Genomic DNA, 24,071 nt, shown 5'->3' on the forward strand with positions numbered 1-24,071 from the left:
ATTTGCGGCAGTTCGTCACTTGGTCGCCAATCCAACACGGTTGATACCCATTATTTTGGCTTCAGAAATAACCTGTATGACCTCATCATACTTAATATCTTTTTCTGCCGAGATCATCACTGGCATATCAGGATTGTCATCGTGAAGCGATTGCAATTTGGCTTTCAGTTTATTTTTTTCGACTGTTTCCGCTTGGCTGCCACCAGTTTTCTTGCCATTGATACGCACGCTTGAATCGCCATTGGCTTTCAGTGCGATTTCGATGTATTCCGTAGGCGGCGCGACAGACTTAGCAGCGGTGGGTAAGTTGATGACATTGGGATTGACCATCGGGGCCGAAACCATAAAAATCACCAGCAAAACCATCATGACGTCGATATACGGCACGACGTTGATTTCTGCTTTGAATTTGCGCGGACGTCCTCCGCGCATGGATGAGAAGCCCGTCATTAGCGTGCCTGCCGTTGCAAGATGTTAGAGAATTCTTCGATGAAACTTTCAAAGCGGATCGCCAAACGGTCTACATCATGCGCAAAACGGTTGTAAGCAACAACCGCCGGAATCGCGGCAAAAAGACCAATCGCGGTGGCGATCAACGCTTCGGCAATACCCGGAGCAACGGCCGCCAATGTTGCTTGCTGGACATTTGCCAGGCCACGGAACGCATTCATAATGCCCCACACGGTGCCGAACAAACCAACGTAAGGCGAGACCGAGCCGACTGAAGCCAGGAACGCCAGATGAGATTCTAGCGCATCCATTTCACGTTGATACGCGGCACGCATCGCTCGGCGCGAACCATCTAGCAACGCAGCAGAATCAGTACTGGCTTTATGTCCGGCGGATGCTTTGATTTTGCTGAATTCATCCATTCCAGCGGCAAAAATACGTTCCATCGCACCTGTTGCACCTGCGCCACGGCGACGATTTGAGGTCGTTCCCTGATACAACTCGGTGAGATTTCCGCCTGACCAGAAGGCCCGTTCGAACTCTTCTGTTTGGGCGCGCGCGCTTCTGATGGCGAACATCTTGCGGAATATGTATGTCCAACTCATCACAGAGACTGCTAACAATAGCAGCATGACAAGTTGCACAAGCACAGAAGCATTGGTGATGAGAGTGAGAAACGAAAGATCTTGAGTGACGGTCATGTAGGCAGTCTGGATAAATGGTCTTGGGCAGCTGTCTTAACTAACGCCATTCAAAGTGTTAGCAAAACGATCTGTGGTTTTATATTAGCGCTAAATGATGATTAAATTTCTTGAGAGCACTGAGGTGCGTAAAGAGTGATTGTAATCGTTACCAGGTGCTTTCAGTTTCTGATCAGCATTTAGCAGCATTGATAGATTGGATTGTCGTGTCTGGAGCGCAATTAAAAAGGTGCGTTCGTTATGTCATTGATGGAAATTTGTGTGGGACGAATTTGGTCTAATACTCTTTGTGGAATTGCCGCAGGTCGAAATGTATGGGTATTAACACACACCACTTTAATGCGACCAGTTGCTAATAATTTTGGCGTCTCTTCGTCATAACGCCAAGCCTGTTGTATGAAATCAACGGCAACACGGCCAATTTTTTCGACAATGACGGTCAAATTAAGTTCATCGTCAAGACGCGCTGGGGCGTGATAATCGAGTGCGGTGCTTTTGACAACAAACATGACTTCATCGGTTTTGACCAACTGGCTCTGTTCAATTCCCGCCGTGCGCAACCATTCAGTGCGTGCGCGCTCGAAAAATTTCAAATAGTTTGCATAAAAAACAACTCCGCCGGCGTCAGTGTCTTCGTAGTACACGCGGATGGACCAGTTGAAGTCTTTTGCTGTCTCAGATAATACTGCGTTCATGGTGTGTTGGCTGATGTGCTCTGTATGGTTACAGTGAACCGAAATGGGTAAATTTAATGCTTAAAAAGCATGCATGACTAGCTAAGTATTAAGACTAAGGTTTAAGACTGTCGATGAAAGTGCATCTTTAATCTTATTTTTTAGCAATGAAACTGACCGTGTGAGTGATCATTCCCGTGCTGCGGTGCAAAATAAGTAGAAATTGTAGCCCAAACCCGTGGTTTTAAAAACTAGTATCGCCCATGAGATGGTGCTCCGACCGCCTTTGTCGGCTTTTGACAATCTTGCTCTATCGATGCCCTTCACTTACAATACGTCTACCATTTCGTCTCACGTAACTGGCGAAAACCGGACCGATGCAATCTGCTTCGACTCCGGGAAAGATGGGCAACCATCGGGAAGCGTGAGATTTTACCGCCGTGCGCCTGGGCAGCCCGAATGGAACGTACGACTGAGGCTGCCGCATTCCCCCTTCTTTTTGGCCCTCATTCGATGCAGAACCTGAAAAGGTTAACCTCTATCGATTGGAATCATCATGTTTGAAAAAAACCATACCATCTCTAACGTCGATCCAGAATTGTGGACCGCCATTCAGAATGAAAATCATCGTCAGCAAGAACATATCGAACTGATCGCGTCGGAAAACTATTGTTCGCCAGCAGTAATGGAAGCGCAAGGGACACAACTCACTAATAAGTACGCCGAAGGTTATCCGGGCAAGCGCTACTACGGCGGCTGTGAATTTGTCGACGTGGTTGAGCAACTGGCCATTGATCGCGTAAAAGCGCTGTTCGGGGCAGAAGCAGCTAACGTGCAGCCCAATTCGGGCTCGCAAGCAAATCAGGGCGTTTTCTTTGCAGTATTGAAACCCGGCGACACAATCATGGGCATGTCACTGGCTGAAGGCGGTCACTTGACACACGGCATGGCGTTAAACATGTCTGGCAAATGGTTTAATGTGGTTTCGTACGGTCTCAATGAAAAAGAAGAAATCGATTACGAGGCGCTGGAGCGCCTCGCACACGAAAGTAAACCAAAGCTGATCATCGCCGGTGCTTCCGCCTATGCGTTGCGAATCGATTTTGAGCGAATTTCCAAAGTCGCTAAAGCGGTTGGTGCTTATTTTATGGTCGACATGGCGCATTACGCTGGCTTGATCGCGGCGGGCGAGTATCCGAACCCGGTGCCTTACGCTGACTTCGTTACCTCGACAACGCACAAGTCTTTACGTGGACCACGCGGCGGTATTATTTTGATGAAAGCGGAATACGAAAAGATCATCAACTCGGCGATTTTCCCTGGTATCCAGGGCGGTCCGCTGATGCACGTGATTGCGGGAAAAGCTGTTGCCTTTAAGGAAGCGCTGACACCAGAATTCAAAACCTATCAACAACAAGTCGTGAAGAACGCCGATGCATTGGCTAAAGCGTTGATTTCTCGTGGTTTGCGCATTGTTTCCGGTCGTACCGAGTCGCACGTCATGCTGGTTGATTTGCGCGCTAAAAATATTACAGGTAAAGAAGCGGAAGCCATTCTCGGCTCCGCGCACATGACTTGTAATAAAAATGCTATTCCAAATGATCCGGAAAAACCATTCGTCACTTCCGGTATTCGTGTCGGTAGTCCAGCGCTGACAACGCGCGGATTTAAGGAGGCGGAAGCGACCAAGATCGGACATTTGATCGCCGATGTGCTGGATAACCCGCACGATGCGGCGACGATTGAGCGCGTTAAAGTTGAAGTCAAGAAATTGACTGACGCATTTCCTGTGTATGGCTGATCCTTTAGTTTGATGTATTTGTTTGCCGGTATGCAATAGATTATTTTTTTGACCCCGCTAATACTTGAACGGTATTAGCGGCGGTTAAGGCGATTTTATTTGCGCCTCCGTTCTCGGCATTCACTATCAGCATTTATACCGATACTCGATACCAGGATCAGGTCTAGGCATTAAGCATCATCAGTCCTAAGCGTAAGCATTAAGTCCGGGTCCATTCTGGTTTTTAACTAAAATGGGCCCCTATAATATGGCGATAGCAAAAGAAAAATAATGTGCTAGCCAACAGAGCGTCGATCAACCGTTATTTAGATTGCTGCCATCATGAAATGTCCATTCTGCCACCATGAAGAAACCCAGGTTCTGGACACGCGTGTTTCAGAAGAAGGGGATGCCATCCGTCGTCGTCGCCGTTGTACTAAATGCGATAAGCGATTTACGACTCACGAACGGATTGAGTTGGTGATGCCGGTGATCGTCAAAAAAAATGGCAGTCGTACCGAATTTGATCCTGAAAAATTGCGTGCAAGTTTGATGCTCGCGCTACGTAAGCGCCCAGTCTCTGCAGAATCGGTGGATGAGGCATTGCAAAAAATAAAAGAAAAATTGCTTGCCAGCGGTGAGCGTGAAGTCATCACCGGTCGTGTGGGAGAACTGGTCATGCATGAGCTGAAGCAACTTGATAAAATTGCGTATATTCGCTTTGCGTCAGTGTATAAAAGCTTTGAGGACGTGGCAGAATTTCAAAATATGATCGAAGAATTTTCAGGGCCGACCCGAAAAAAATAGCACTCAACTTCCTAAGTTCTGCACTCTGCCCGGCGCAGGATTAAGTCCGCGATTAATCCTAGGCTTAAGTTGGTCCATTTTCCTCGTCGAAAGTGGTTCAGTTGTAATAAAAGACGATAGTATTCGCTCCTCCTTCATTCGATGCGAGGCTGTCTTTGATACCGCATTCTGCCGTTGTTTCTGTTCCATTGTCCTTTCCAGCATTCACATTGCGTTATGGTTTTACCCTGATTGAGATAATGATCGCGATGCTAGTCGTGATCATATTGCTCGCCATTGGTGCGCCATCGATGCGTGCTTTTATTATCGAAACGCGGATGAGCATATACGTGAATCAATTTGTTGCCGCAGCAACGCTGGCACGCACGGAGGCCATCAAGCGCGGCCGTTCAGTGGTGATTTGTCGTAGTGTTCATGCTGAATCGAAACCGGTATTATGCATCTCCAGCGCCAGCGAGGGACGTCCCGATGACGATTGGGGTAGCGGTTGGATTGTGATGGTACCAGGTGAAAAGGTGGCCTTGCTCCGACATGCCGCATTACACCGCAATACCAGCGTCATCGGTCAGAATAAAGTGATCAAGTACGACGGTTTGGGGCGTCCCGGAGCGAGTTTTACCAAGCTGGTATTGCGTCACGAGGGTAAATTTGAGCGGGTTATTTGTTTGAGCCGAAGTGGTCGCATGAACGTACTGGTAGGCACCTCAGAATGCGGATAATATTTTTCAGGCGACAAAGACTGGCGCGCGCCCCCGATTTATATCGTAAGGTTTGCAAGGCGCGTGAAGGCGGCGTCACCATTGTTGAATTGATGGTGACGATGATGATTAGCGTTGGATTAATCGCAGCGGTAGGCAGTTTGTATTTTGGTAGTAAGACGAGTTACCGGATGAATCAAAACCAGCTTCGGTTGCAGCAAGATGGTCGCTATGCCATGTAATTGATGGAGTTAAACTTGCGGCAAGCCGGTTTTGGGCATTTGACGTCTGCTAGTGTCAACGCTGCTGAAGTCGATAAAACAGATTTTGTTGGCCTAAACGGTAAACCCGGACAGGGCTTGCGAGGCTGTGACTCTGGGTTTACTAAACCGTTGTCGCACGGATTTGTTTGCAACAGCAGTGATGAGGGAGCGGCTGCATTTGAAGTCGCCTATCGCGTGGCAGATACGTTTGATTTTGATAATGGTGCAGGCGCTGATTGCAACGGTTCTCAGGCTGGTGTAGTTGCTTTGCCTGAGAGTCACCCCGGCTACAGCGCTAGTAAGGCTGTGGCGATAGCCAGCAATAGATTTTTTGTTGCCACGCCGTCAGGTCGAAAAACGACATCCTTGTATTGCCAAGGTAATAGCGGCAATGGCCGTAGTATTGCGCAGCCCATACTTAATAACGTAGAGAATATGCGGCTTGTTTTTGGTGTGGCGGCGATTGATGGATTTTCTGTGAAACAGTTTTTGACCGCGACACAAGTTGATGGATTATCGCCAGACCAGCATCAAAATTGGAAAAGGGTGGTCCGCGTCAAATTGTGTTTGCAATTACATGCCAGTGAGCGCAATGCCAGCACGCCGCAGCGTTACGTTGATTGCGATGGCGTGGAGCAGATGGCGACGGACGGTAAATTGCGGACTGTTATGACGAGTATTGTTACACTACGTAATAATGCGGCTACTACGCAGTCTGAGCCAACTTGGCCAAGTTAGCGCAATGAAGCGGCTTATGCGGCTCATAACTTATCTGCTGCTTAATAACAACTTGCTACTTCTTATTACTTTCAACAGGTTCACTATATGACGCACGCTGATGTATTTATGGCCCACGCATTGCGACTGGCAGAACAGGGATTGTTCACCAGTGCGCCAAATCCAGCCATCGGTTGTGTCATCGTCAAAGATGGTTTGATTATTGGCGAAGGGCATACACAATCGCCTGGCGGCAATCATGCTGAAGTTGAAGCGCTTAACGATGCGCGTTCCAAAGGGCATGATGTGCAGGGTGCAACCGCTTATGTGACTCTTGAACCTTGTAGTCACTTCGGGCGCACACCGCCTTGCGCGGACGCATTGGTGAGCGCTGGCCTGGCAAAAGTGGTGGCAGCAATGGCCGATCCTAATCCTTTGGTTGCCGGTAAGGGTTTTGAACGACTCAGGGCTGCAGGAATTGTCGTAGAAACTGACGTTCTGGCAGAACAGGCACGGGAGCTGAACATTGGTTTTTTCTCTCGTATGCAGAGTGGGAAGCCATGGGTCAGACTCAAGGTCGCCGCGAGTCTGGACGGTAGAACGGCGCTCTATAATGGACAAAGTCAGTGGATTACCTCTTCTCAAGCACGTGACGACGGGCATCTCTGGCGCGCCCGCGCTGGTGTAATTTTGACCGGAATCGGGACGGTAAAGCAAGATGATCCGCAACTGACCGTACGGGCCATTTCGGTGGTACGGCAACCATTGCGTGTCATCATCGACAGCAAACTGGGTATTGACCCGAAAGCGCGCATTTTAAGCGGTGAGCCGACATTAATTTTCTCCGCCGTCGGCAATACCGAAAAGGAAGCACTTCTTCAAGAAAGAGGGGCAGAAGTCGTTGTAATCCCCAACGCGCAAGGCAAAGTCGACTTGCCACAAGTCATTTTGGCGCTGGGCAAACGCCAAATTAATGAAATACACGTCGAAGCGGGTGCTAAGTTAAATGCGTCATTAATCAGGGAAGGATGCGTCGACGAACTACTTGTTTACCTTGCACCGACGATTTTGGGGGATGCACGGGGTATGTTTGATCTTCCTGGTCTAGATAACTTGCAGGATAAATTTTTGTTGAAATTTCACGAGATCAAGCAAATAGGCGAGGATTTGCGTATCCTTGCCAGATTCACTTAACTTTTTATTCCTCCACTTATGTTTACAGGCATCGTCGCAGCAGTCGGCAAAATTACTTCAGTACACACACAGGGCGACGGCCCGGAAGACGGCGTTCGGCTGGACATTGATGCAGCAGATTTGCCGATGGGCGATGTCGCACTTGGCGATTCGATTTCACTGAACGGTGCCTGCATGACCGTGACAGGAAAATCCGCCACCACTTTCAGCGTTGATGTCTCGCGAGAAAGTCTCAATTGCACCGTTGGTCTGGATGCTGTGGGCGAGGTTAATCTGGAGAAAGCATTAACATTGGCAGAACGTTTGGGAGGACATTTAGTGTCCGGTCACGTCGATGGACTGGGTTTGGTGACGAAGTTTGAGCCAGTCGGCGAATCGTGGGAACTGGTTATACAAGCCTCGCGTGATCTCGCGAAATACTTCGCTTACAAGGGCTCGATCGTGGTCAACGGTGTATCGCTCACGGTCAATCGAATTGAAGATACAGCGGACGCGTGTCTGTTTTCGATTAACCTGATTCCGCACACAATTCAAGTCACGACATTACGACATTTGGCGGTCGGTAAACGGGTTAATCTGGAGGTTGATCTGATTGCCCGATATGTCGAGCGAATGTTGTCCGTATCCAATTCGACGCATAACCCAGCACCGAATTGAAGCTGAATTGAAGTTGCGGAATTGAAGGTGATTTAAGGCTGAAATGTAAAGCTGAAATTTTCCACGGTTCACTTGCAATACTTCATCGACATGAGGTCCACTACTACATTTATGATCCACTCCATTTCTTTGAGTGTTGTGGGTTGAATAAATGTAGTTTGTCTAAATACTTACTGCACGAAACCCAAGATCGATACCCCCGCTAATGTATAAGATTCACAATACGTGGAGGTGGATCACATTGTCGACAATTCAAATAAGATTGGTGCCGATATGATGCGTGGAAAACGTGAATTTCGCTCTAATCCTGTCGCGGTTTTTTCCGTCAATCAGCAATCTCATTAAAGCTTTATCGTTTCAAGAAAAAATCTCGTGTTACCGATAGTGCGGCCTCGACCGCTTCTTTGGACGCGTCCAAATGGGTAACCCAGCGTTGCTGGGTCGCGGTGTATGCCGATGTCACGCCGATGCCGTGCAAGGCCAAATGGGTCGAAAACGGCACTGCAATATCCGCAGCGACATTGACGAAGACCATATTGGTATCCGGCATGGCTACCGTCAGTCCCGAGAAACTTGATAGACCGGTGGCAAGAAGTGTAGCGTTGGCGTGATCCTCGATTAACCGCTCCACGTTGTGTTCCAGAGCATACAAGCCCGCCGCCGCGATAATGCCCGCCTGCCGCATTCCACCGCCAAGCATCTTCCTCAATCGTCGCGCCTTGGCAATAAACGGAGCAGAACCTACCAGCACAGAACCGATCGGCGCGCCCAGTCCTTTTGACAGGCAGACCGAGATGGAGTCGAACGGCGTTGCTAGTGATGCTACAGAAACGCGCAGCATTACAGCTGCATTAAACAAACGTGCTCCGTCCAGATGACAAGCAAGCCCATGACGTCGCGCCAAGGCCGTGGCAGCATTGACGTAGGCCACGGGCAAAACCTTCCCGCCGGTGGTGTTTTCCAGAGCAAGAAGTCGCGTCCGTGCGAAGTGCGAATCGTCCGGCTTGATCGCCTCTTCAATTTCCGCAAGGAGCATCGTACCGTCTGACTGATTGTTCAAGGGTTGAGGTTGAATACTTCCCAACACCGCCGCACCACCTGCTTCCCAACGGTAGCAATGTGCTTTCTGACCGACGATATACTCATCTCCGCGCTCGCAGTGGGACATCAGCGCGATGAGGTTGGCTTGCGTACCTGATGGTAGAAACAACGCAGCTTCTTTGTCTAGCATCTCTGCGGTAGCGCTTTCAAGTCGATTGACTGTCGGATCGTCACCAAATACGTCATCACCGACTTCTGCAGCGGCCATAACAGCGCGCATTGAAGGGCTGGGCCGAGTGACAGTATCGCTTCTGAAATCATGTCGGATTACGGTGCTCATCGGATCTCCTTGAAAAGAGTCCATATCTTGACACTCCGATCACCGCAAATCAATACGCAAAAGCAGAATTTTTCACGTCAACGCCGACAAGGGCTTTGGCTTTTTGCAGCTAAATTTTAGCTAGCTTGGCTCGGATAACAGCAAATAAATCCCGCAATCTCATCGCATTCACAAAAAGAATTTTCTCTTTAGCTGGAACAAGATTGAAAAAAAATAATACTTTTGGCAACGGAATAATCAAGGAGGCGCCATTCTTAACGTGGAAAGTATTTGACGATTCCTTCAAGGAGCATACGAAAATCGCCGAACAGCGTACCTATTTCAACTGTAATGATGAACAGGGTTGCCTGAAAGGCGGCAGGATAACGATTTAACACCAGACTGCAGCGCGGCCCATATAGTTTTATCACGCTTGCACGGTTGCTCAACACCACACATCCGAATCCTAAAAGTCCACCAGCCAAAATATCAGTAGGGTAATGCAAACCGAGATAAATACGTGGCAGGGCAATAAAGATAAAAACATATAGATAAAGCATAAAACCGGTCAACCTCGAAATGAGGAAAATGCCAGTGGCGAGACCAAAAAACAAAGTGGCATGATCGCTAGGGAAGGAGCTCCATATATATAAAGCCTGACTGTCCGCTGCCGGTAACCCGATATGTTCAGGATAGGCGAGTGCCAAATTGGCGAAGGGGCGCGGTTGAAATGGCCCGATATTGTTGGCAATTCTGGCAATGAAAACGGCCACGACGCAGCCGAGCAGACTCGCGATAATACTTTGACGTGTGTTGGATGTTGAGTCGCTATCCCTGAACCAAAAGTACCAAAGCATCCCCATGATAGGAACGCCTTTGAATAGATTTGAGCCGGCAATAAAGTGAATAATTTGATTGAAAGGCGCCGACATTGATGTGAATTGGCCCAGCCAATGCATCACAGCAAGATTCACATAATTATTCCACATGATATCCACTCCATCTATGATCAGATTGTTTTGCTATCTGGCCCCTTTTTAACTTGAACGTTTTCCTGTTTTTCTTGGATTTTTGGTCAGTATCTGCAGCCTACAGCTTAGTAATGACTGTAATTGATGTGACGATTACTACGCTATTTTGTGCATCGAATAGCACAAGAAAAGTGAGCTATCCTGATGAAAATCAGGATAGCTCTTCACATTCTATTTTGGTCTCGCCTTAAGTGAGATGCGGCACTTGCGGAACGGGGTCACATTTTATTACTGTATGCATTCATGTTAATGAATTGAATACGATTGTGAATTCTTCATGTCGTTCTGATGGCTACCAGGGGTTTATTTAGCCCGCCTTGGCACAAGCGCCTGGAACTTCGATGCCGCTATCGTTTTCAAAATAGTCTGTCACTTGATGCGTCAGCTAAAGGGTACAACGCTACGATACAGTTTGTTACATGCCTTACGACTTCAGCATGGAAGGATGGCGAATTTTTAGGTTAAATGAGGTTGTGCCTTACCTCATTTAATTCATTTGGAATAATCATGAAAAAAGCCTTACGCATTGCAGCAATTAGCTTACTAGCTACTGCTAGTTTGCTTTGGTCCGCAACACCGGCGATCGCGCGAACACAAGTCGATTGGTCGGTCAATGTAGGTGTGCCTGGCCCAGAATATTATCCGCCGCCACCGCCTGTATATTACGCGCCACCGCCACCTGTTTATTACGCGCCGCGCCCTGTGTATGTTCAACCGCCGCCAGTATACGTTGAGTCGTATCCCCGTCCTTATTATCGGAACCCCGGCTATTATCGCCATGGCTACGGATGGCGTGAACGGGAGTGGCGCGAACACGAATGGCGCAGAGAATATGATCGTTAATTTGAAAAAAATATAGCCGAAATTGCACAAATTCCGGCTATTTTAATTTTCGCAAAAATACAACTACGATCCATGTTGCTGTATGTATATACAGTAGTTGTGGTAAGGTATTAGCTCCTGTAACGCGTCGGTGCTAATAAAATGAACAATACATCTATCACTTCGGGCTCCCGATTTGGCGTAGAGTCCACGCCTTACTCAATCTTGTTGCGGCTTGGTAAGCGCGAGCTGTTTATCTGTCGCGATTATTACAAACGCCTGTATAGAAGCAATCTGATAATGGAGTGTACGGCGGGCGTCCAGCCAGGCCATCTTCAGATACTGCTATTTCGGCGATGGTTGCTTATCATGTCTCGAAGCTATTGATCGGACGTGTTGATAGCCCGTTTCGAGCAATCGCATTTAGCAACATGAGATGCCTCTTAGCCGCATCGTCTTGCTTTGTGCGTTTTCGACCTCAACGTGCATCCAAGTCGCGTTATGATGCGTCACAGATAATAAGATGATGGAAACCGTATGGCGAAAATTGACGATATTGTAAAAAAGCAAAAAGAAGGCGCTAAATTTGTTATTTCCGGCGCTATGCTAGGCCTCGAACCTGAAGAATTCGATACCGTCGCCAAACTATGGGCGGAGGAATGTAATCACGGGTTTGTAGTTACCGGCGTACCGCATAGAAAATGTATTGATGGCGAATTTTTTATTGACAGGATTACAGTGATTAGAGCCGGATCACCCGATCAATAGTATGATTCTCACGCAAAACCGACCTATCGGCGTTGCGCTCTCCCAACCACTTACGCTGCCCGAAACTCCCGGATAAGCTTTGCGGGGAGAGTTTGCGTAAGCTCTTTAAGAGTTCAGCAGTGCCGCAAAATTGCTGCCTTCTTTATACTTAAGCAAGTGATGTAGTGTCTGTAGCGAACCCCAATTATTGGACGTATGGCTGTAATTTATAACCAGGATGTTGGATCGACAATTCCGATTGCCTGAAATGCGGGCTTGCAAAAAAGATAGCCTTGCATCAAATCGATCCCCGCATTATGCAGATAGTCGCGCTCAGCGATAGTTTCAATACCTTCTGCTAAAACGCGTACATCTAACGCAGCACAGATTGAAACAATACCATTGACGATAGCCTGTTTTGGCTTGCTGGTATCAATATCACGTACCAGCGCCATATCGATTTTTATAATATCCGGCTGATATTGAGCCAATAAACCTAGCCCAGCATAGCCCGCGCCAAAGTCGTCAATAGCGGTGCGAAAGCCAAAACGGCGGTACTCTCGGAAGATATTCACCAGATGAGCACGATCATGTATTTGCTCACCCTCAGTCACTTCGAAGATAATTTGTTCAATTGGAAAATGATATCGTTGCGCTGCCTCGAAAGTGCTCCTGATGCACGCTTCAGGGCGGTAGACGGCGTTGGGCAAAAAATTAATCGAGAGCAATTCATTCATCCCAAGCTCTGAAGCCCCGCGGATTGCCTTGACTCTGCAAGCCTGATCAAACCGATAGCGGTTGGCCTCCGTGACTTGCGAGAGTATAGAGAAGGCAGATTCCCCGTTCGGCCCTCGAACCAACGCTTCATGTGCGTAAATCGATCGTGTGTCGAGATTGACGATGGGCTGATAAGCAAACACAAAATCGAAGTCTAATTCCTTTAAATCTTTGCATTCCACGCATTTACCGCTCGCTGCTGACGCGTTTGACTGGGTGACACGAATAGGTGACATTTGGCGTTTTTCTTATTAAGTATTAAATAACGAGCGTTACTCTTTAGTTGTATCACAATTTTTGTCATGTCATTTTTCGTAACGCAAATGGGGAGGTTGCCTTCTGTTCGATGTTGTTAAATCAATACAAACCTGCTTTATTAATATTGGCTGGCTTCACTCGCCATCGAAGGTCATAGCGACGGCGGGGATACCAAGGCTTATTCTGGTCCAAATTTACCGAGGGAATCAGAAGCATCTAGCAGAAGAGCCTAATGACATTATTTACTATGCACTACTATTGGAGACCGTCGCAGCCTTGCGCCTGTCAAAGGCGATAAATATGAGCGCCATAACTAAGAATCCAATGAGTATACCGAGGCTATTTATCAGTACAGCACCATATCCGAGTGTAGTGACATCTATAAATGGATAGTCATAAACTCCTGATAGCGCTCCGTGAACCAATGCATAAACAAGGTATAAGATCGGATAGATCGCCCACGTCAGTGCGTCCCTCCACCGGAGTCCCGTCTTGGCTACATACAAGCACCAATAGATAACGAAACCAATCGGCACAACGACGTGAAGTAATTCGTCAGCGACGCGTGCCCATCCGGTTGGGTGCCAAAGCTGTCGCAATACCAGGTTATAGACGATCCCCACCAGCGCAATGCTGGGTGCGATACCGCCAAGAATAAAGGGGCGTGCCAGAAAATTCCACACTCTCGATTTTTTAATGCCATCTGTACGTTTACCGTGTACCAACGCAACCGCGGTGAAGGCACATGCCACGAGAATATTGGTGAGAATCGTGAAGAAGCTAAAAAACAAAATGAGCGCGTCTTGAAAGTGGCGGCCCTGTGACAATATCCGCCCGAGCGTTATAAAAAATTCAAGGCCTATTCCGATCCAACTGACTAAAGCCCCCACTACCGAATAGCGTACGTTCCATTGATGACGTGTCATTCCGTTTCCTTGAGGAATATTAATTGATCGATTGTGGCACGGGATAAGACGCTGACGATGGACATCATAGGCGTATTTGCTATCGATTGTGACTTTTTAAGAAATGAACTATGATTCATTTCATTGTAATTAATGCGACATTTCCCATGGTTTATCGACGTAGTGAACAGGTGGAAACCCATCTTGCCCAAAATCGTGCGCGCATTCTGGCTGCTGCCCGTCGTCTGGTGAGCGAGGGCGGCTGGCAAGAGGGTCAAGTCGCCAGCGTGGCCGCCGCCGCCGGATTGGCCACTGGCACTGTATACCGCTACTTTTCATCTAAAGCCGAATTATTCGCAGAAGTGCTCGCCATTGTTAGTCAGCGTGAGGTGGCTGTGATTGCTGAGATCATCAATGGAGATGGCAGTCCAACCGAGCGTTTGCAGTGTGCCGTGCGCACGTTTGTAAAGCGCGCCATGCGTAATCGCCGCCTGGCATTTGCACTGATTGCCGAACCCTGTGATCGTGAAATTGACGAGGCCCGTTTGGTATGGCGCTTTGCCATCGGGCAAGAAATTGTCGGGATCATAGAGGAGGGCCAGCGCAGTGGCGAATTTCGCAGCGGCTTGAGAGCAAACGTCGCTGCCGCCATTATCGTAGGCGGCTTTATGGAGGCACTGGTCGGTCCGCTATCACCTTTGTCGCCCCACCTTGACACAGAATCCCCGGTCGCTGCGGGTTTGGCCGACGAAATCGCCGTTATTTGCTGCGCGTCCGTTTGCACAGCCCATCCGACGACACACATATAAATTCGCCCCATGTCTACACAATAAAAATCATTACACCAAAGGAGAAGATGCGATGAATGCCCCGATTCATGATCAACTGGCGAGCCTCACCGATCGCTATGCAACGCATGAGGTACGCAATCAGGCCGCGCCATTAGAAGGGTTTAACGCTTTTCTAGGCGACGCCGTAGTGTCAGCCGCAATTGCCCGAGACGCGCCGTGGGCGGCTGCACGTTGCACAGAACTTGGCGCCGTCGCCGGTGATGCCGCGGTGCAGGAAGCAGCACGCCTCGCCAATAAATATTCGCCCGAATTACGCACACATGATCGATTCGGCAATCGTATCGACTGGGTTGAGTTCCATCCAGCCTGGCACCAACTGATGACGTTAGCCTGGCATCACGAGGTCCATTCACTCGCATGGACCGTTAAAGAACCTCACGGTCATTTTGCCCGCGCGGTGTTGTCGTTTTTGTGGAATCAGGTCGAGCAAGGGACAGGCTGTCCCACGGGCATGGCGTATGCCGCCTACGCAGGATTGGTGGCAGAACCGGCCTTGAAGCTCTGGGCCGAAAAAGCAACGGGCAATCAATACGATTTCGGTCGCAAAGAAGTGAGCCAGAAATCCAGCGTCGTCTTAGGCTACGCTATGACCGAAAAACAGGGCGGCTCCGATCTGCGAGAGACGCAAACCACCGCCGTCTTTTCGCATACCGAGGCCTATCATGGCGGGCAAGCCAGTTGGTATTCGCTGACTGGACACAAATGGTTTTGCTCCGTCCCGGTGGCAGATGGCTTCTTTACGCTCGCAAAAGTGAGCGGTAGCGTGACCTGCTTTTTTCTCCCGCGTACCTTGCCGGATGGCAGTTTCAACCGATTCTTCATCCAGCGCCTGAAAGACAAGTGTGGAAACCGCTCCAATGCATCGAGCGAAATCGAATATGCGGGATCGCTGGCGATTCTGGTGGGGCAAGAAGGCCACGGCATACGTGAGATTCTGTCCCATGCGCATTTGACCAGACTTGATTTTGCGGTGGGTTCCGCTGGGCTCATGCGTCAATCCCTCAATCTTGCGCTCAACCACACAACGACTCGACGTGGTTTCAAGCTACCGCTTGCCGAACAGCCAATGATGGCTAATGTACTGGCAGACATGGCGATCGAAGTAGAGTCAGCCACCCTGATGGCGTTGCGCGTGGCCCGTGCCACAGATCATCTCGATGACGACGAGCATGAACGTGCATTTGCCCGGATTGCGACACCGATGGCAAAATATTTCAATTGCTCGCGCGCCCCCGCAATTGCGTATGAAGCATTGCAATGTCATGGAGGAAATGGATTTATTGAAGAAAGCCCCATGGCGCGACTATATCGCGAAGCACCTCTCAATAGCGTCTGGGAAGGTACGGGCAATATGATGTGCATGGACGTGCGGCGAGCGATGATCAAGGACCGGACGACCAGAGATGCCTTTGTTGCAGAAATATCCAAGGCAAAAGGTGCGGATCGACGTTTTGACGTGTACATTGATCAAACTGCGCAATTGATGGATGCCGCATGCGAGAACGAGTATCTGGCTCGCCCCGCGACCGAGGCGATGGCAAGGGCTTTACAAGGTGCTGAGTTGATTCATCATTCAACCCAGGATACTTCGGATACCTTTATATCGAGTCGGCTCTCGGGTTTGAGCGGCAGTTGGGGAAGTATGTTTGGGACTATGGGAATGGGGTCCGATATTGCGCAAGCACATCGGATCGTCCGCAGAGCGCGGGTGATACCTATTTAAAGTAGAGCGGTTTTGGTATTCGTTGGTGGCGTCTGTTTTTCGGGCTTTCAACCGCCGGAGGAGCAATCATTTAATCGGGCTGAACATCTGACAACAGAACAGATGGCGGCCGGGCACTTCGATTTGAGCGTAGTGTTGGTTGGTGTTGGCATCAATGGTAAGGGCTGATAAACCAATGCGGGTCAGGCTGGGTTGGAAAACCTATTCATACTTAACCTGCGTTATTCCTGAGCAATTGGTACTAGCGGCTTATCTCACAACGTTGAACTCGAAATGCTTTTTTTGGGAGACAAAAAGCATGAAGACGACAATAAAAAAACTTACACTAGCGGCTGTTCTGCTGGGCGCAAGCATCACATCCGCCTTCGCCCAGATCAGCAATAACGTCGTCAAGATCGGTGTACTGACCGATCTTTCTGGCCTGTATTCAGACCTGTCGGGTCAGGGTTCAATCGTTGCTGCCAAAATGGCGATTGCTGACTTTGGTGGCACTGTTCTAGGCAAGCCTATCGAACTCATTAGTGCGGATAGTCAAAACAAGGCCGACGTCGCTGCACTCAAAGCACGCGAATGGATCGATGAGCAAAACGTCGATGTTTTGATGGATTTAGTGCCGACTAATGTGGCGTTAGCCGTCCTGGACGTGGCACAGAAAAAGAACAAAATTGCGATCGTGGTTGGCTCGGCATCAAGCACTATTACCAATGAAAAATGTACGTCGACTGGCATACATTGGATGTATGACACCTATTCCAGCTCAGTTGGGACCGGCAAAGCATTGGTCAAACGCGGTGCCGATAGCTGGTTCTTTTTAACTGCTGATTACGCCTTTGGCAAGTCGCTGGAAAAAGACGTGTCGGACGTTGTGATCGCTGGTGGCGGCAAAGTGCTGGGTTCTGTCAGGCATCCACTCAATTCCCGTGACTTCTCCTCTTTCCTGCTGCAGGCGCAAAGCTCTAAAGCAAAAGTGGTCGGCTTGGCGAATGCCGGTGGCGACACCGTCAACTCAGTCAAACAAGCGACTGAATTTGGTATTGCTGCCAAGGGCCAGATCGTCGCCCCTTTGCTGATGTTTATCAGCGACGTGCATGCGATGGGCCTCAATATCGCGCAGGGCATGTATCTCACGGAAGGCTTCTACTGGGATTACAACAAGGACAGCCGTGCCTGGTCCAAACGCTTCTTCGACGTTCAAAAACGCATGCCAACCATGGCGCAAGCCGGTATGTACTCAGCGGTCATGCATTACTTAAAATCAGTGAAAGCCGCAGGCACGGATGAAACCACCGCCGTACTGAAAAAAATGCATGAGTTGCCCATCGCTGACGTGGTGATACCAAAGGGAACGTTGCGAGAAGATGGTCGCGTGGTGCACGACATGTTACTGCTGCAAGTCAAAAAACCTGCCGAGTCGAAGACGCCTTGGGACTATTACAACGTGGTGGGAGTCGTTCCGGGTAACGAGGCATTCCGCCCTTTGTCACAATCGAGCTGCCCGCTGCTGAAAAAATGATATCGGTGTTATCGCCGAGATGATGGAGAAACCGTTCGCATCGGCAACCAACTGTACATCAGTTGATTGCCGATGCTTGCAATGGATCGGGGACTTCTAAATGGAAGTGCCCAACCGTCAAGCGTTACTTAAATGCGTTCAATGATCGCCGCAATACCTTGACCGCCACCGATACACATTGTGATCAAACCATAGCGTTTGTTCGTGCGGATCAATTCATACAAACATTTGATCGTGATGATTGCACCGCTTGCGCCCAGCGGATGACCAAGTGCAATGGCGCCGCCATTGACGTTGGTAATTGCCGGGTCCAGACCGAGACCTTTGCAGACGCCTAAAGATTGCGCAGCAAAAGCTTCGTTCGACTCAATGACATGCATGTCGTTCAAGTTAAGACCGGCACGTTTCAACGCTAATTGAACGGCTGGGATCGGGCCGGTTCCCATGATCGATGGATCAACACCGGCTACGGCGTAAGACACCAAACGGGCGAGTGGTGTCAGGCCAGCACGCTCAGCCGCACCCGCTTCCATGAGCACACAAGCAGCTGCGCCATCGTTAATGCCGGACGAATTACCGGCTGTGACAGTACCACCGTCTTTTTTGAACGCTGGCTTCAGTTTAGCCAATGATTCGATCGTGGTGTCGGCTTTTGGATATTCATCCGTGTCAAACAGAACAACACCCTTGCGTGTTTTCAGCTCAACCGGCACGATTTGCGAAGCAAAGTGACCGGCTGCAATCGCCGCCGTCGCACGCTTTTGGCTTTCAACAGCGAACGCATCTTGCTCTTCACGCGAGATGCTATATTTCTCTGCCACGTTTTCAGCAGTGATACCCATGTGACCGCCGCCAAAAGGATCGGATAAAGCACCAACCATCATATCGACCATTTTGATGTCACCCATACGTGCGCCAAAACGCGCCGCTTGGGTTGAATACATCGCCCGGCTCATATTTTCAACGCCACCACCAACAGCGATATCGGTCTCATTGAGTTGAATCGCGTTTGCCGCCGAAACAATCGCCTGAAGTCCAGAGCCGCATAGACGGTTAAGTGTCAACGCAGTAGATTCCTTGCTCATTCCGGCGTTGATACCCACCACGCGCGATACGTACATGTCACGGGTTTCAGTATGGATCACGTGACCGAACACGATTTGACCTGCGTGGGCTGGATCAACTTTGGCGCGGGCAAAAGCTTCCTTGACGGCAATGGCGCCTAGTTCACTTGGTGCAAGATCCTTCAACGAACCGCCGTAAGTACCGATTGCTGTACGCGCTGCGCCGACGATTACTACTTCTCTTGTGTTAGCCATAATGATTAGTCTCCGGAATGAAGTGTTAATGAAGTCAAACCGCGCCGGTAAAGAACGCTGGTTGATAGTTATCTGTCTACGCTTTTTGCTTTTGGTATGCACCTGATTTTACATCAAGTGCAGTGAGGTTATGTCAATGCGGGGTGCTAATAAGTCATGTTTTTGTTCTTGGTTTGATCACGGTAATGGCAAAAATGAGACCTCAAGCAACCTCTTAAATGATCGTTTGCCACGCTGATAGCAACGACTTAAACATGAGTATACCGGAGAGTAGCACTTTTTTGCATGCCCGGTATTGTTACCGGTGCTCTCAATCTTTCAGGAAGTGGCGCTTTAAAGCATGGCAAATCTCCAACGCAAGTTCCTCTTGTACGGCAATCAAGAGCGGTCCACAACGATCAAACTGCTCAGACCAAGCAATGCAACCCGGAGTATCTATTAGTCTTAACGCGGCACGTATAAAACCGTCTTGAAATCGAATACTTCCTTCCAGCCGATAGTGAATTTTCGGCGACATCGGCGCAGTGGTGTCGAGAAACGTATGCGACATGATTCTTGTGCCAAATATTTTAAATAATTGGAACGTCAGTTCCTCGGTAAATCCAGAGGTGAAAGCAGCACCTTGGGTACTGTCGGAAAGGTGCAGCATTGGTACCACGGTCAGCAAGGAGTCTGACTGAAAAATAGCGTCTGGGATTGAATGTTTGTGGATCAATGGCATATAACTACCAAGCGGGATAACGAACATCAGATCCGTGTGCACTCCCTCGGCCGCGTAATGCGCTTTCAGTTTTTCTCGTAACCGACCGATTTGAACGCGCACGATGGGATCATGATCAGTGCGATAGGTAGCCGGATCACGATCAAATACGCCAATCCCGATAGCATATTCACTGGTTTCCCGGACTTCACCGGATAAGGATTTTTCCACCAAAAAGCCTAGCAGGCGACTCGTTCTCTTCGCTTTGAAGAATGCTTTACTGGCTAATACAAGGTTGAGAGCTGACTGTACGTCGCTTGGTAAAAATACGTTATTTCTCTGAAGGCTCAGTTCGGCATCAGGCGGTAAAAGTGCGGCATTCAAATGTTCGAGAGAAAAGATGGGATCAGTTTTCATGTGAACCCGGTGAGCTTCTTTACTGATGTTGCTTGAGATGAGCGCAGTCTCCATATTTTTTTGGCGTTCAGAGGTTTAATTTCGCTACTGCGACTTGGGTCGAGCGGTTTAGTTTTTGTGCGGGAGAGTAATGATTAAAGATTGAATTATTGGTATTCGTGAAGATCTACCTGATTCCGTGCTGCTGTATCTATTCGACGCGGCAACTCTGTTATGAAAGCTTATCGTGCCAACAAAAGGGTGTCAGCAATACTATCAATTACTATATTTTCTGACATTTTGTTTGCAGACGGAATTATTATTGTGTTGCGTCGAATTTGGTATACGGTCGGTTCGAAGGGTTTGTTGCCTTTCGGAAGGCCGCAACAGACGGCTTGGTTTAGTCGCTCCAACAAAACCAAAAAGAACGTACTATCTCGCTACAAAAACCAAATAACCAACAAGGGACAAAATGAAGGCAATCACCAAGTCAACCATGATCGCGATTACGATGGCAATCTCATGCAACATTACCGCACAAGCGGCTAGCCGACTTCCGACAATTTCACCGGAGAAATACACCGACGAGCAAAAGCAAGCCGCGGACGCATTTCTTGCTTCCCGCAAGGTCCCGGTTTTTGGCCCCTTTGAGCCGTTGATGTATAGCCCGCAAGTCATGAGTCAGGCGCGGGCGATGGGGGATTATTTGCGGTATAACTCGGCCCTTGGCAACACACTGAGCGAATTCGTCATTTTGATCACTGCACGGGAGTGGGGCCAGGATTATGAATGGTATGTACATCATCCGATTGCGTTAAAAGCCGGTATCAAACCAGAAGTCGCTGATGCCATCGCTGATGGGCGCCGTCCAACCGGCATGACCGACGACGAGGAAATCGTCTACAATTTTTCGACCGAGCTGCACAAAAACAAACGTGTATCAGATACCACCTACAATCGGGCCGAAAAACGATTTGGCAGCAAAGGGATAGTCGACCTTACCGGTATCAATGCCTATTACACTTTATTGGCGATGCAACTCAATGTGGCGCAATATCAAATGCCCGCAAATGGAAAAAGACTGAGCCGCTTTCCAGAGTAATTTCTGTGCTTGACGTCATCCTCGATTCACTGCCATCGTTTTGTAAATGAACCGGTGATTGCAATGCATTACACTCTGTGTCAAGCCGCAGTCAAGCCAGTGTTAAGCTGGTGTAACAAGGTATCTAACGGTGCCGCAGAGTATTTAGCGTCAGGTCGCTTACTACATGGCGTTAACTTGGTTTTCACGTTCCTCGGCGGCAGTTCCATTTCGCTACGCCATTAGCGCATCAATCAGGAGGTTCAGTTGACAGAAAAATTCATGCAAGCAGCCATCGAAGAAGCGAAAAAAGGACTCGCTGAAGGTGGTATTCCTATTGGTTCGGTGCTGGTGATTGACGATAAAATCGTGGGAAGAGGGCACAATCGGCGCGTGCAAAACGGCAGCGCTATTTTGCATGCTGAAATGGATTGCCTCGAAAACGCGGGTCGACTTAAAGCCAGCGATTATCAACGGGCGGTCATGTATTCCACGCTATCTTGTTGCGACATGTGCAGCGGCGCGGCGCTGCTATACAAAATTCCAAAAATTGTCATTGGAGAGAACCAGACTTTCCAGGGACCGGAAGCCTACATGCGGTCGCGTGGCGTGACCTTGGAAATAGTAGATAACGACGAATGCGTCACCCTCATGCGGGATTTTATCCAAGCCCAACCAGCGCTTTGGGATGAGGACATTGGGGAAGATTAAATTCTACGCTCATCAAATGATGCCCTGATTCATGACACCTTCGGTGTCTCAACCGCGCTGAAATATATTGAATTGAAGAGAGAGAGCAAACACCAAAACGTCATCAGTATCGCCCCAACTATCGTATTCGTTGCAGCCAGATCGTTTTAGGAAGTTTGTCCCATTAAAACCAAGCTAAGCCAATTGACTTAGCTTGGTTGTCATCGACGCACTCGCAGTTTCTACACTTAAGTTGAAATAAATGAAAAGCCGCGATAGTGCTGTCATCACATTGGAATATTTTCTGGCGTATATTTTTCGGGTGATTTTGAAGGATCTGCTTTTACTGCTCTTCCCGCCTTTCTCTGATCAATATAAGTATCTTTTAAAAGTCCTTGCTCGGTATTGAATAATCTTGACTGCCTACGCTCAGCAGGCATTTCCTTATAGGGAGAGCTGATCCAGGGTTGGTGCGCATCTCCCAAAACGTCAGGGTTGGCATCGTGTGGAGGCGCCCCGAACAGCGCAGCATTCCCTCCGGGAAGCTCGGCAAGATACTTTTGCATTGCGAATAAGGCGCGATCAGACAATCCACTTTCAATACCAGTCGGATAGCTACCGCCTACATCGGCATGCGCCCCTGGCGACAACCATTGGGTAAGATTTGTTCGCACATCCCATAACGTCGGAGTAAAGTCGGTCCGTTGTTCGTCCAGTGATATTGCATGGAACCCATATTCAACGCGCTCATTCAGAGCGAGTTCCGCAAAGCGAAAAACATCTAACCGCTGATCTTCGTTCTCGTATTGTGGAATACCTAATGCCCCTACCGTGTCCCATACGCCAATGGCTTGAATCTCAACATCCTCAATTAGCATGCTTGCTTGAGGCGGTGATGAAAAAAAACCAGGTAAATCGTATATTGTCTTTTCAAGCCGATGAATAAATTCGACTTTATTAATGCGATCGTCATCCTTTTGTTTTTGGTTCCACAAGGCACAACCGAGCTTATACGCCTGCTCTTTATCATCGAGATTAATTTTACGTGCATCGAGCAATCCCTGGCTGAGAATCAGTCCTGCCAAAGCGCGTGCGGTGTACGCGCCGCGACTGAACCCCACCAGAAAAATTCGGTCACCAGGAACATAGTTGCGAGAGATGAACGTATAACCACGTACGATTCGAGTGACCAGCCCGGCCCCAAATACACCACCTAATAACTTCACCAGCGCATTCGCATCATCCCCGACACCATCAAGGTATTTCGAGATTTGGAGCAGGTTACCGTCGGAATCGAACAGTGAGCGCTCGGCTTCACCGGCATAACTTGTTGACGCGATTGAATCTCGACCAGAAAGCCAGTGGTACAGCTTGAGAACATTGCTAGGCAGCGTGGGAACAGGATCGCCATCAACATCTTTGCCGGGACCATTCCATGTGCCATCTGTGCATAAAATAATATTCTTAGCCATATTGTTTACTTTCCTTTGTGTTCATTGCATGAGCCGGACATGCCAAATCTGTCGATCAGTGAAGCGGAAACGTCATACCTAAAACTTTTAAATGTGCCATTAAGAGGAGAAGAAAAAACTAATGATTTTAATTAAAAAACGGTCGTAACTAATGTCTCTGCAAACGGATCTAAGCCGTCATTTTTTAAAAGGAAAATTTCTTAACATGCGTGTTTCTCCTTCTATTTCGAAGGTTGGGGCAAAAGTTAATCTATAGATATTCGTGTTTACAGGTAAGTATCATTACGTAACATTGGGGTTACATAAAAAATCTATGGTTGATCGCCTTTAGGGCCAATTTAACCGGAGAAATAAGAACGGTGAGTCTTAAAGGCCAGTGGTGTGGACCGCGAGGCTGGCAAAATTTCCGAAATAAAACGAGCGTATGTTATTCGTTTTATAAAAAATAAAATGAAAAATTTTAAATATTGAATGTGAGAAATATT

General features: G+C 48.5%; 25 protein-coding genes and 1 riboswitch. Of the genes, 15 read left to right on the forward strand and 10 right to left on the reverse strand.

Annotated features, from left to right (window positions below):
* Positions 1-15: 15 nt before the first annotated feature.
* The 3 genes from ACXX82_RS16845 to ybgC all read right to left on the reverse strand — a co-directional run bounded on the left by ACXX82_RS16845 (position 16) and on the right by ybgC (position 1,846).
* Positions 16-450, reverse strand: a complete 435-nt coding sequence (locus tag ACXX82_RS16845; protein ID WP_322236873.1) for an ExbD/TolR family protein — start codon at positions 448-450, stop codon at positions 16-18.
* On the reverse strand, positions 450-1,151 hold the full coding sequence (tolQ, locus tag ACXX82_RS16850) for a protein TolQ (RefSeq protein ID WP_322236875.1): 702 nt from the start codon (positions 1,149-1,151) through the stop codon (positions 450-452). Before tolQ ends, ACXX82_RS16845 begins: the two co-directional genes overlap by 1 nt.
* A 221-nt stretch (positions 1,152-1,372) precedes the next feature.
* Entirely contained in the window at positions 1,373-1,846 is a 474-nt protein-coding gene (gene ybgC, locus ACXX82_RS16855; protein WP_323506848.1) for a tol-pal system-associated acyl-CoA thioesterase, read from the reverse strand.
* Between the two features lie 324 nt (positions 1,847-2,170).
* Positions 2,171-2,284: riboswitch (ZMP/ZTP riboswitch) on the forward strand.
* Positions 2,285-2,381: 97 nt separating this feature from the next.
* Here ybgC and glyA point away from each other — a divergent pair.
* From glyA to ACXX82_RS16890, 7 genes are all read left to right on the forward strand, one after another.
* Positions 2,382-3,626, forward strand: coding sequence for a serine hydroxymethyltransferase (gene glyA, locus ACXX82_RS16860; RefSeq protein WP_322236877.1), 1,245 nt, complete (start codon positions 2,382-2,384; stop codon positions 3,624-3,626).
* A 321-nt stretch (positions 3,627-3,947) separates the two neighbouring features.
* Positions 3,948-4,412 (forward strand): transcriptional regulator NrdR, encoded by a 465-nt coding sequence (gene nrdR / locus ACXX82_RS16865; protein WP_322236879.1) that lies wholly within the window; start codon positions 3,948-3,950, stop codon positions 4,410-4,412.
* A gap of 209 nt (positions 4,413-4,621) precedes the next feature.
* Complete coding sequence (locus ACXX82_RS16870; protein WP_458564013.1) at positions 4,622-5,131, forward strand: GspH/FimT family pseudopilin; 510 nt, start codon at positions 4,622-4,624, stop codon at positions 5,129-5,131.
* Complete coding sequence (locus tag ACXX82_RS16875) at positions 5,122-5,352, forward strand: PilW family protein (RefSeq protein WP_458563294.1); 231 nt, start codon at positions 5,122-5,124, stop codon at positions 5,350-5,352. Before ACXX82_RS16870 ends, ACXX82_RS16875 begins: the two co-directional genes overlap by 10 nt.
* 3 nt (positions 5,353-5,355) lie before the next feature.
* Complete coding sequence (locus tag ACXX82_RS16880) at positions 5,356-6,111, forward strand: PilW family protein (RefSeq protein WP_458564014.1); 756 nt, start codon at positions 5,356-5,358, stop codon at positions 6,109-6,111.
* A gap of 87 nt (positions 6,112-6,198) precedes the next feature.
* Positions 6,199-7,284 (forward strand): bifunctional diaminohydroxyphosphoribosylaminopyrimidine deaminase/5-amino-6-(5-phosphoribosylamino)uracil reductase RibD, encoded by a 1,086-nt coding sequence (ribD, locus tag ACXX82_RS16885; protein ID WP_458563295.1) that lies wholly within the window; start codon positions 6,199-6,201, stop codon positions 7,282-7,284.
* 18 nt (positions 7,285-7,302) lie between these two features.
* The gene (locus tag ACXX82_RS16890; RefSeq protein WP_322236887.1) at positions 7,303-7,941 is read left to right on the forward strand and encodes a riboflavin synthase; all 639 of its coding nucleotides are present in this window, start codon (positions 7,303-7,305) and stop codon (positions 7,939-7,941) included.
* Positions 7,942-8,290: 349 nt separating this feature from the next.
* Here ACXX82_RS16890 and ltaE read toward each other — a convergent pair whose 3' ends face one another.
* The gene (gene ltaE / locus ACXX82_RS16895) at positions 8,291-9,322 is read right to left on the reverse strand and encodes a low-specificity L-threonine aldolase (protein ID WP_322236889.1); all 1,032 of its coding nucleotides are present in this window, start codon (positions 9,320-9,322) and stop codon (positions 8,291-8,293) included.
* A 254-nt stretch (positions 9,323-9,576) separates the two neighbouring features.
* A complete protein-coding gene (locus ACXX82_RS16900) occupies positions 9,577-10,290 on the reverse strand; it encodes a phosphatase PAP2 family protein (protein WP_458563296.1) in 714 nt (237 codons plus the stop codon).
* Positions 10,291-10,839: 549 nt separating this feature from the next.
* Between ACXX82_RS16900 and ACXX82_RS16905 the strand changes: the two genes are divergently transcribed.
* Positions 10,840-11,175 (forward strand): hypothetical protein, encoded by a 336-nt coding sequence (locus ACXX82_RS16905; RefSeq protein WP_458563297.1) that lies wholly within the window; start codon positions 10,840-10,842, stop codon positions 11,173-11,175.
* 516 nt (positions 11,176-11,691) lie between these two features.
* Positions 11,692-11,922, forward strand: coding sequence for a hypothetical protein (locus ACXX82_RS16910; protein WP_322236895.1), 231 nt, complete (start codon positions 11,692-11,694; stop codon positions 11,920-11,922).
* Positions 11,923-12,128: 206 nt separating this feature from the next.
* Here the strand turns inward: ACXX82_RS16910 and ACXX82_RS16915 are convergent, their stop codons facing one another.
* Together ACXX82_RS16915 and ACXX82_RS16920 are read right to left on the reverse strand one after the other, a co-directional pair.
* Positions 12,129-12,914 (reverse strand): EAL domain-containing protein, encoded by a 786-nt coding sequence (locus ACXX82_RS16915; protein ID WP_458563298.1) that lies wholly within the window; start codon positions 12,912-12,914, stop codon positions 12,129-12,131.
* A 267-nt stretch (positions 12,915-13,181) separates the two neighbouring features.
* Positions 13,182-13,862: a Pr6Pr family membrane protein gene (locus tag ACXX82_RS16920; protein WP_458563299.1), complete on the reverse strand. Its 681-nt coding sequence runs from the start codon at positions 13,860-13,862 to the stop codon at positions 13,182-13,184.
* Between the two features lie 110 nt (positions 13,863-13,972).
* On the opposite strand from ACXX82_RS16920, the gene ACXX82_RS16925 reads away from it, so the two are divergent.
* From ACXX82_RS16925 to ACXX82_RS16940, 4 genes are all read left to right on the forward strand, one after another.
* A complete protein-coding gene (locus tag ACXX82_RS16925) occupies positions 13,973-14,650 on the forward strand; it encodes a TetR/AcrR family transcriptional regulator (RefSeq protein WP_458563300.1) in 678 nt (225 codons plus the stop codon).
* Positions 14,651-14,702: 52 nt separating this feature from the next.
* Positions 14,703-16,415, forward strand: a complete 1,713-nt coding sequence (locus ACXX82_RS16930) for an acyl-CoA dehydrogenase family protein (RefSeq protein WP_322236903.1) — start codon at positions 14,703-14,705, stop codon at positions 16,413-16,415.
* Between the two features lie 12 nt (positions 16,416-16,427).
* Positions 16,428-16,583, forward strand: a complete 156-nt coding sequence (locus ACXX82_RS16935) for a hypothetical protein (RefSeq protein ID WP_323506854.1) — start codon at positions 16,428-16,430, stop codon at positions 16,581-16,583.
* Between the two features lie 130 nt (positions 16,584-16,713).
* Positions 16,714-17,928 (forward strand): ABC transporter substrate-binding protein, encoded by a 1,215-nt coding sequence (locus ACXX82_RS16940; protein WP_458563301.1) that lies wholly within the window; start codon positions 16,714-16,716, stop codon positions 17,926-17,928.
* Between the two features lie 128 nt (positions 17,929-18,056).
* On the opposite strand, the gene ACXX82_RS16945 is transcribed toward ACXX82_RS16940, so the two are convergent.
* Positions 18,057-19,247: an acetyl-CoA C-acyltransferase family protein gene (locus ACXX82_RS16945; RefSeq protein ID WP_458563302.1), complete on the reverse strand. Its 1,191-nt coding sequence runs from the start codon at positions 19,245-19,247 to the stop codon at positions 18,057-18,059.
* Positions 19,248-19,557: 310 nt separating this feature from the next.
* On the reverse strand, positions 19,558-20,364 hold the full coding sequence (locus ACXX82_RS16950; protein WP_322236909.1) for a hypothetical protein: 807 nt from the start codon (positions 20,362-20,364) through the stop codon (positions 19,558-19,560).
* A 451-nt stretch (positions 20,365-20,815) separates the two neighbouring features.
* Between ACXX82_RS16950 and ACXX82_RS16955 the strand changes: the two genes are divergently transcribed.
* Positions 20,816-21,445 carry a carboxymuconolactone decarboxylase family protein gene (locus ACXX82_RS16955; protein WP_458563303.1) on the forward strand — a complete coding sequence of 210 codons (630 nt, stop codon included), beginning with the start codon at positions 20,816-20,818 and terminating at the stop codon, positions 21,443-21,445.
* A gap of 246 nt (positions 21,446-21,691) precedes the next feature.
* Positions 21,692-22,135, forward strand: coding sequence for a nucleoside deaminase (locus ACXX82_RS16960; protein ID WP_458563304.1), 444 nt, complete (start codon positions 21,692-21,694; stop codon positions 22,133-22,135).
* A gap of 266 nt (positions 22,136-22,401) precedes the next feature.
* Here the strand turns inward: ACXX82_RS16960 and ACXX82_RS16965 are convergent, their stop codons facing one another.
* Complete coding sequence (locus ACXX82_RS16965; protein WP_458563305.1) at positions 22,402-23,586, reverse strand: T6SS phospholipase effector Tle1-like catalytic domain-containing protein; 1,185 nt, start codon at positions 23,584-23,586, stop codon at positions 22,402-22,404.
* Positions 23,587-24,071: the final 485 nt, after the last annotated feature.

It is taken from the genome of Glaciimonas sp. GNP009, from assembly GCF_054343755.1.

Excerpts from the sequence above, each read along its gene's own strand:
- ACXX82_RS16845 (WP_322236873.1), bottom strand. The coding sequence starts at position 450 with ATGACGGGCTTCTCATCCATGCGCGGAGGACGTCCGCGCAAATTCAAA.
- tolQ (WP_322236875.1), bottom strand. The coding sequence starts at position 1,151 with ATGACCGTCACTCAAGATCTTTCGTTTCTCACTCTCATCACCAATGCT.
- ybgC (WP_323506848.1), bottom strand. The coding sequence starts at position 1,846 with ATGAACGCAGTATTATCTGAGACAGCAAAAGACTTCAACTGGTCCATC.
- glyA (WP_322236877.1), top strand. The coding sequence starts at position 2,382 with ATGTTTGAAAAAAACCATACCATCTCTAACGTCGATCCAGAATTGTGG.
- nrdR (WP_322236879.1), top strand. The coding sequence starts at position 3,948 with ATGAAATGTCCATTCTGCCACCATGAAGAAACCCAGGTTCTGGACACG.
- ACXX82_RS16875 (WP_458563294.1), top strand. The coding sequence starts at position 5,122 with ATGCGGATAATATTTTTCAGGCGACAAAGACTGGCGCGCGCCCCCGAT.
- ACXX82_RS16880 (WP_458564014.1), top strand. The coding sequence starts at position 5,356 with ATGGAGTTAAACTTGCGGCAAGCCGGTTTTGGGCATTTGACGTCTGCT.
- ribD (WP_458563295.1), top strand. The coding sequence starts at position 6,199 with ATGACGCACGCTGATGTATTTATGGCCCACGCATTGCGACTGGCAGAA.
- ACXX82_RS16890 (WP_322236887.1), top strand. The coding sequence starts at position 7,303 with ATGTTTACAGGCATCGTCGCAGCAGTCGGCAAAATTACTTCAGTACAC.
- ltaE (WP_322236889.1), bottom strand. The coding sequence starts at position 9,322 with ATGAGCACCGTAATCCGACATGATTTCAGAAGCGATACTGTCACTCGG.
- ACXX82_RS16900 (WP_458563296.1), bottom strand. The coding sequence starts at position 10,290 with ATGTGGAATAATTATGTGAATCTTGCTGTGATGCATTGGCTGGGCCAA.
- ACXX82_RS16905 (WP_458563297.1), top strand. The coding sequence starts at position 10,840 with ATGAAAAAAGCCTTACGCATTGCAGCAATTAGCTTACTAGCTACTGCT.
- ACXX82_RS16910 (WP_322236895.1), top strand. The coding sequence starts at position 11,692 with ATGGCGAAAATTGACGATATTGTAAAAAAGCAAAAAGAAGGCGCTAAA.
- ACXX82_RS16915 (WP_458563298.1), bottom strand. The coding sequence starts at position 12,914 with ATGTCACCTATTCGTGTCACCCAGTCAAACGCGTCAGCAGCGAGCGGT.
- ACXX82_RS16920 (WP_458563299.1), bottom strand. The coding sequence starts at position 13,862 with ATGACACGTCATCAATGGAACGTACGCTATTCGGTAGTGGGGGCTTTA.
- ACXX82_RS16925 (WP_458563300.1), top strand. The coding sequence starts at position 13,973 with ATGATTCATTTCATTGTAATTAATGCGACATTTCCCATGGTTTATCGA.
- ACXX82_RS16930 (WP_322236903.1), top strand. The coding sequence starts at position 14,703 with ATGAATGCCCCGATTCATGATCAACTGGCGAGCCTCACCGATCGCTAT.
- ACXX82_RS16940 (WP_458563301.1), top strand. The coding sequence starts at position 16,714 with ATGAAGACGACAATAAAAAAACTTACACTAGCGGCTGTTCTGCTGGGC.
- ACXX82_RS16945 (WP_458563302.1), bottom strand. The coding sequence starts at position 19,247 with ATGGCTAACACAAGAGAAGTAGTAATCGTCGGCGCAGCGCGTACAGCA.
- ACXX82_RS16950 (WP_322236909.1), bottom strand. The coding sequence starts at position 20,364 with ATGAAAACTGATCCCATCTTTTCTCTCGAACATTTGAATGCCGCACTT.
- ACXX82_RS16955 (WP_458563303.1), top strand. The coding sequence starts at position 20,816 with ATGAAGGCAATCACCAAGTCAACCATGATCGCGATTACGATGGCAATC.
- ACXX82_RS16965 (WP_458563305.1), bottom strand. The coding sequence starts at position 23,586 with ATGGCTAAGAATATTATTTTATGCACAGATGGCACATGGAATGGTCCC.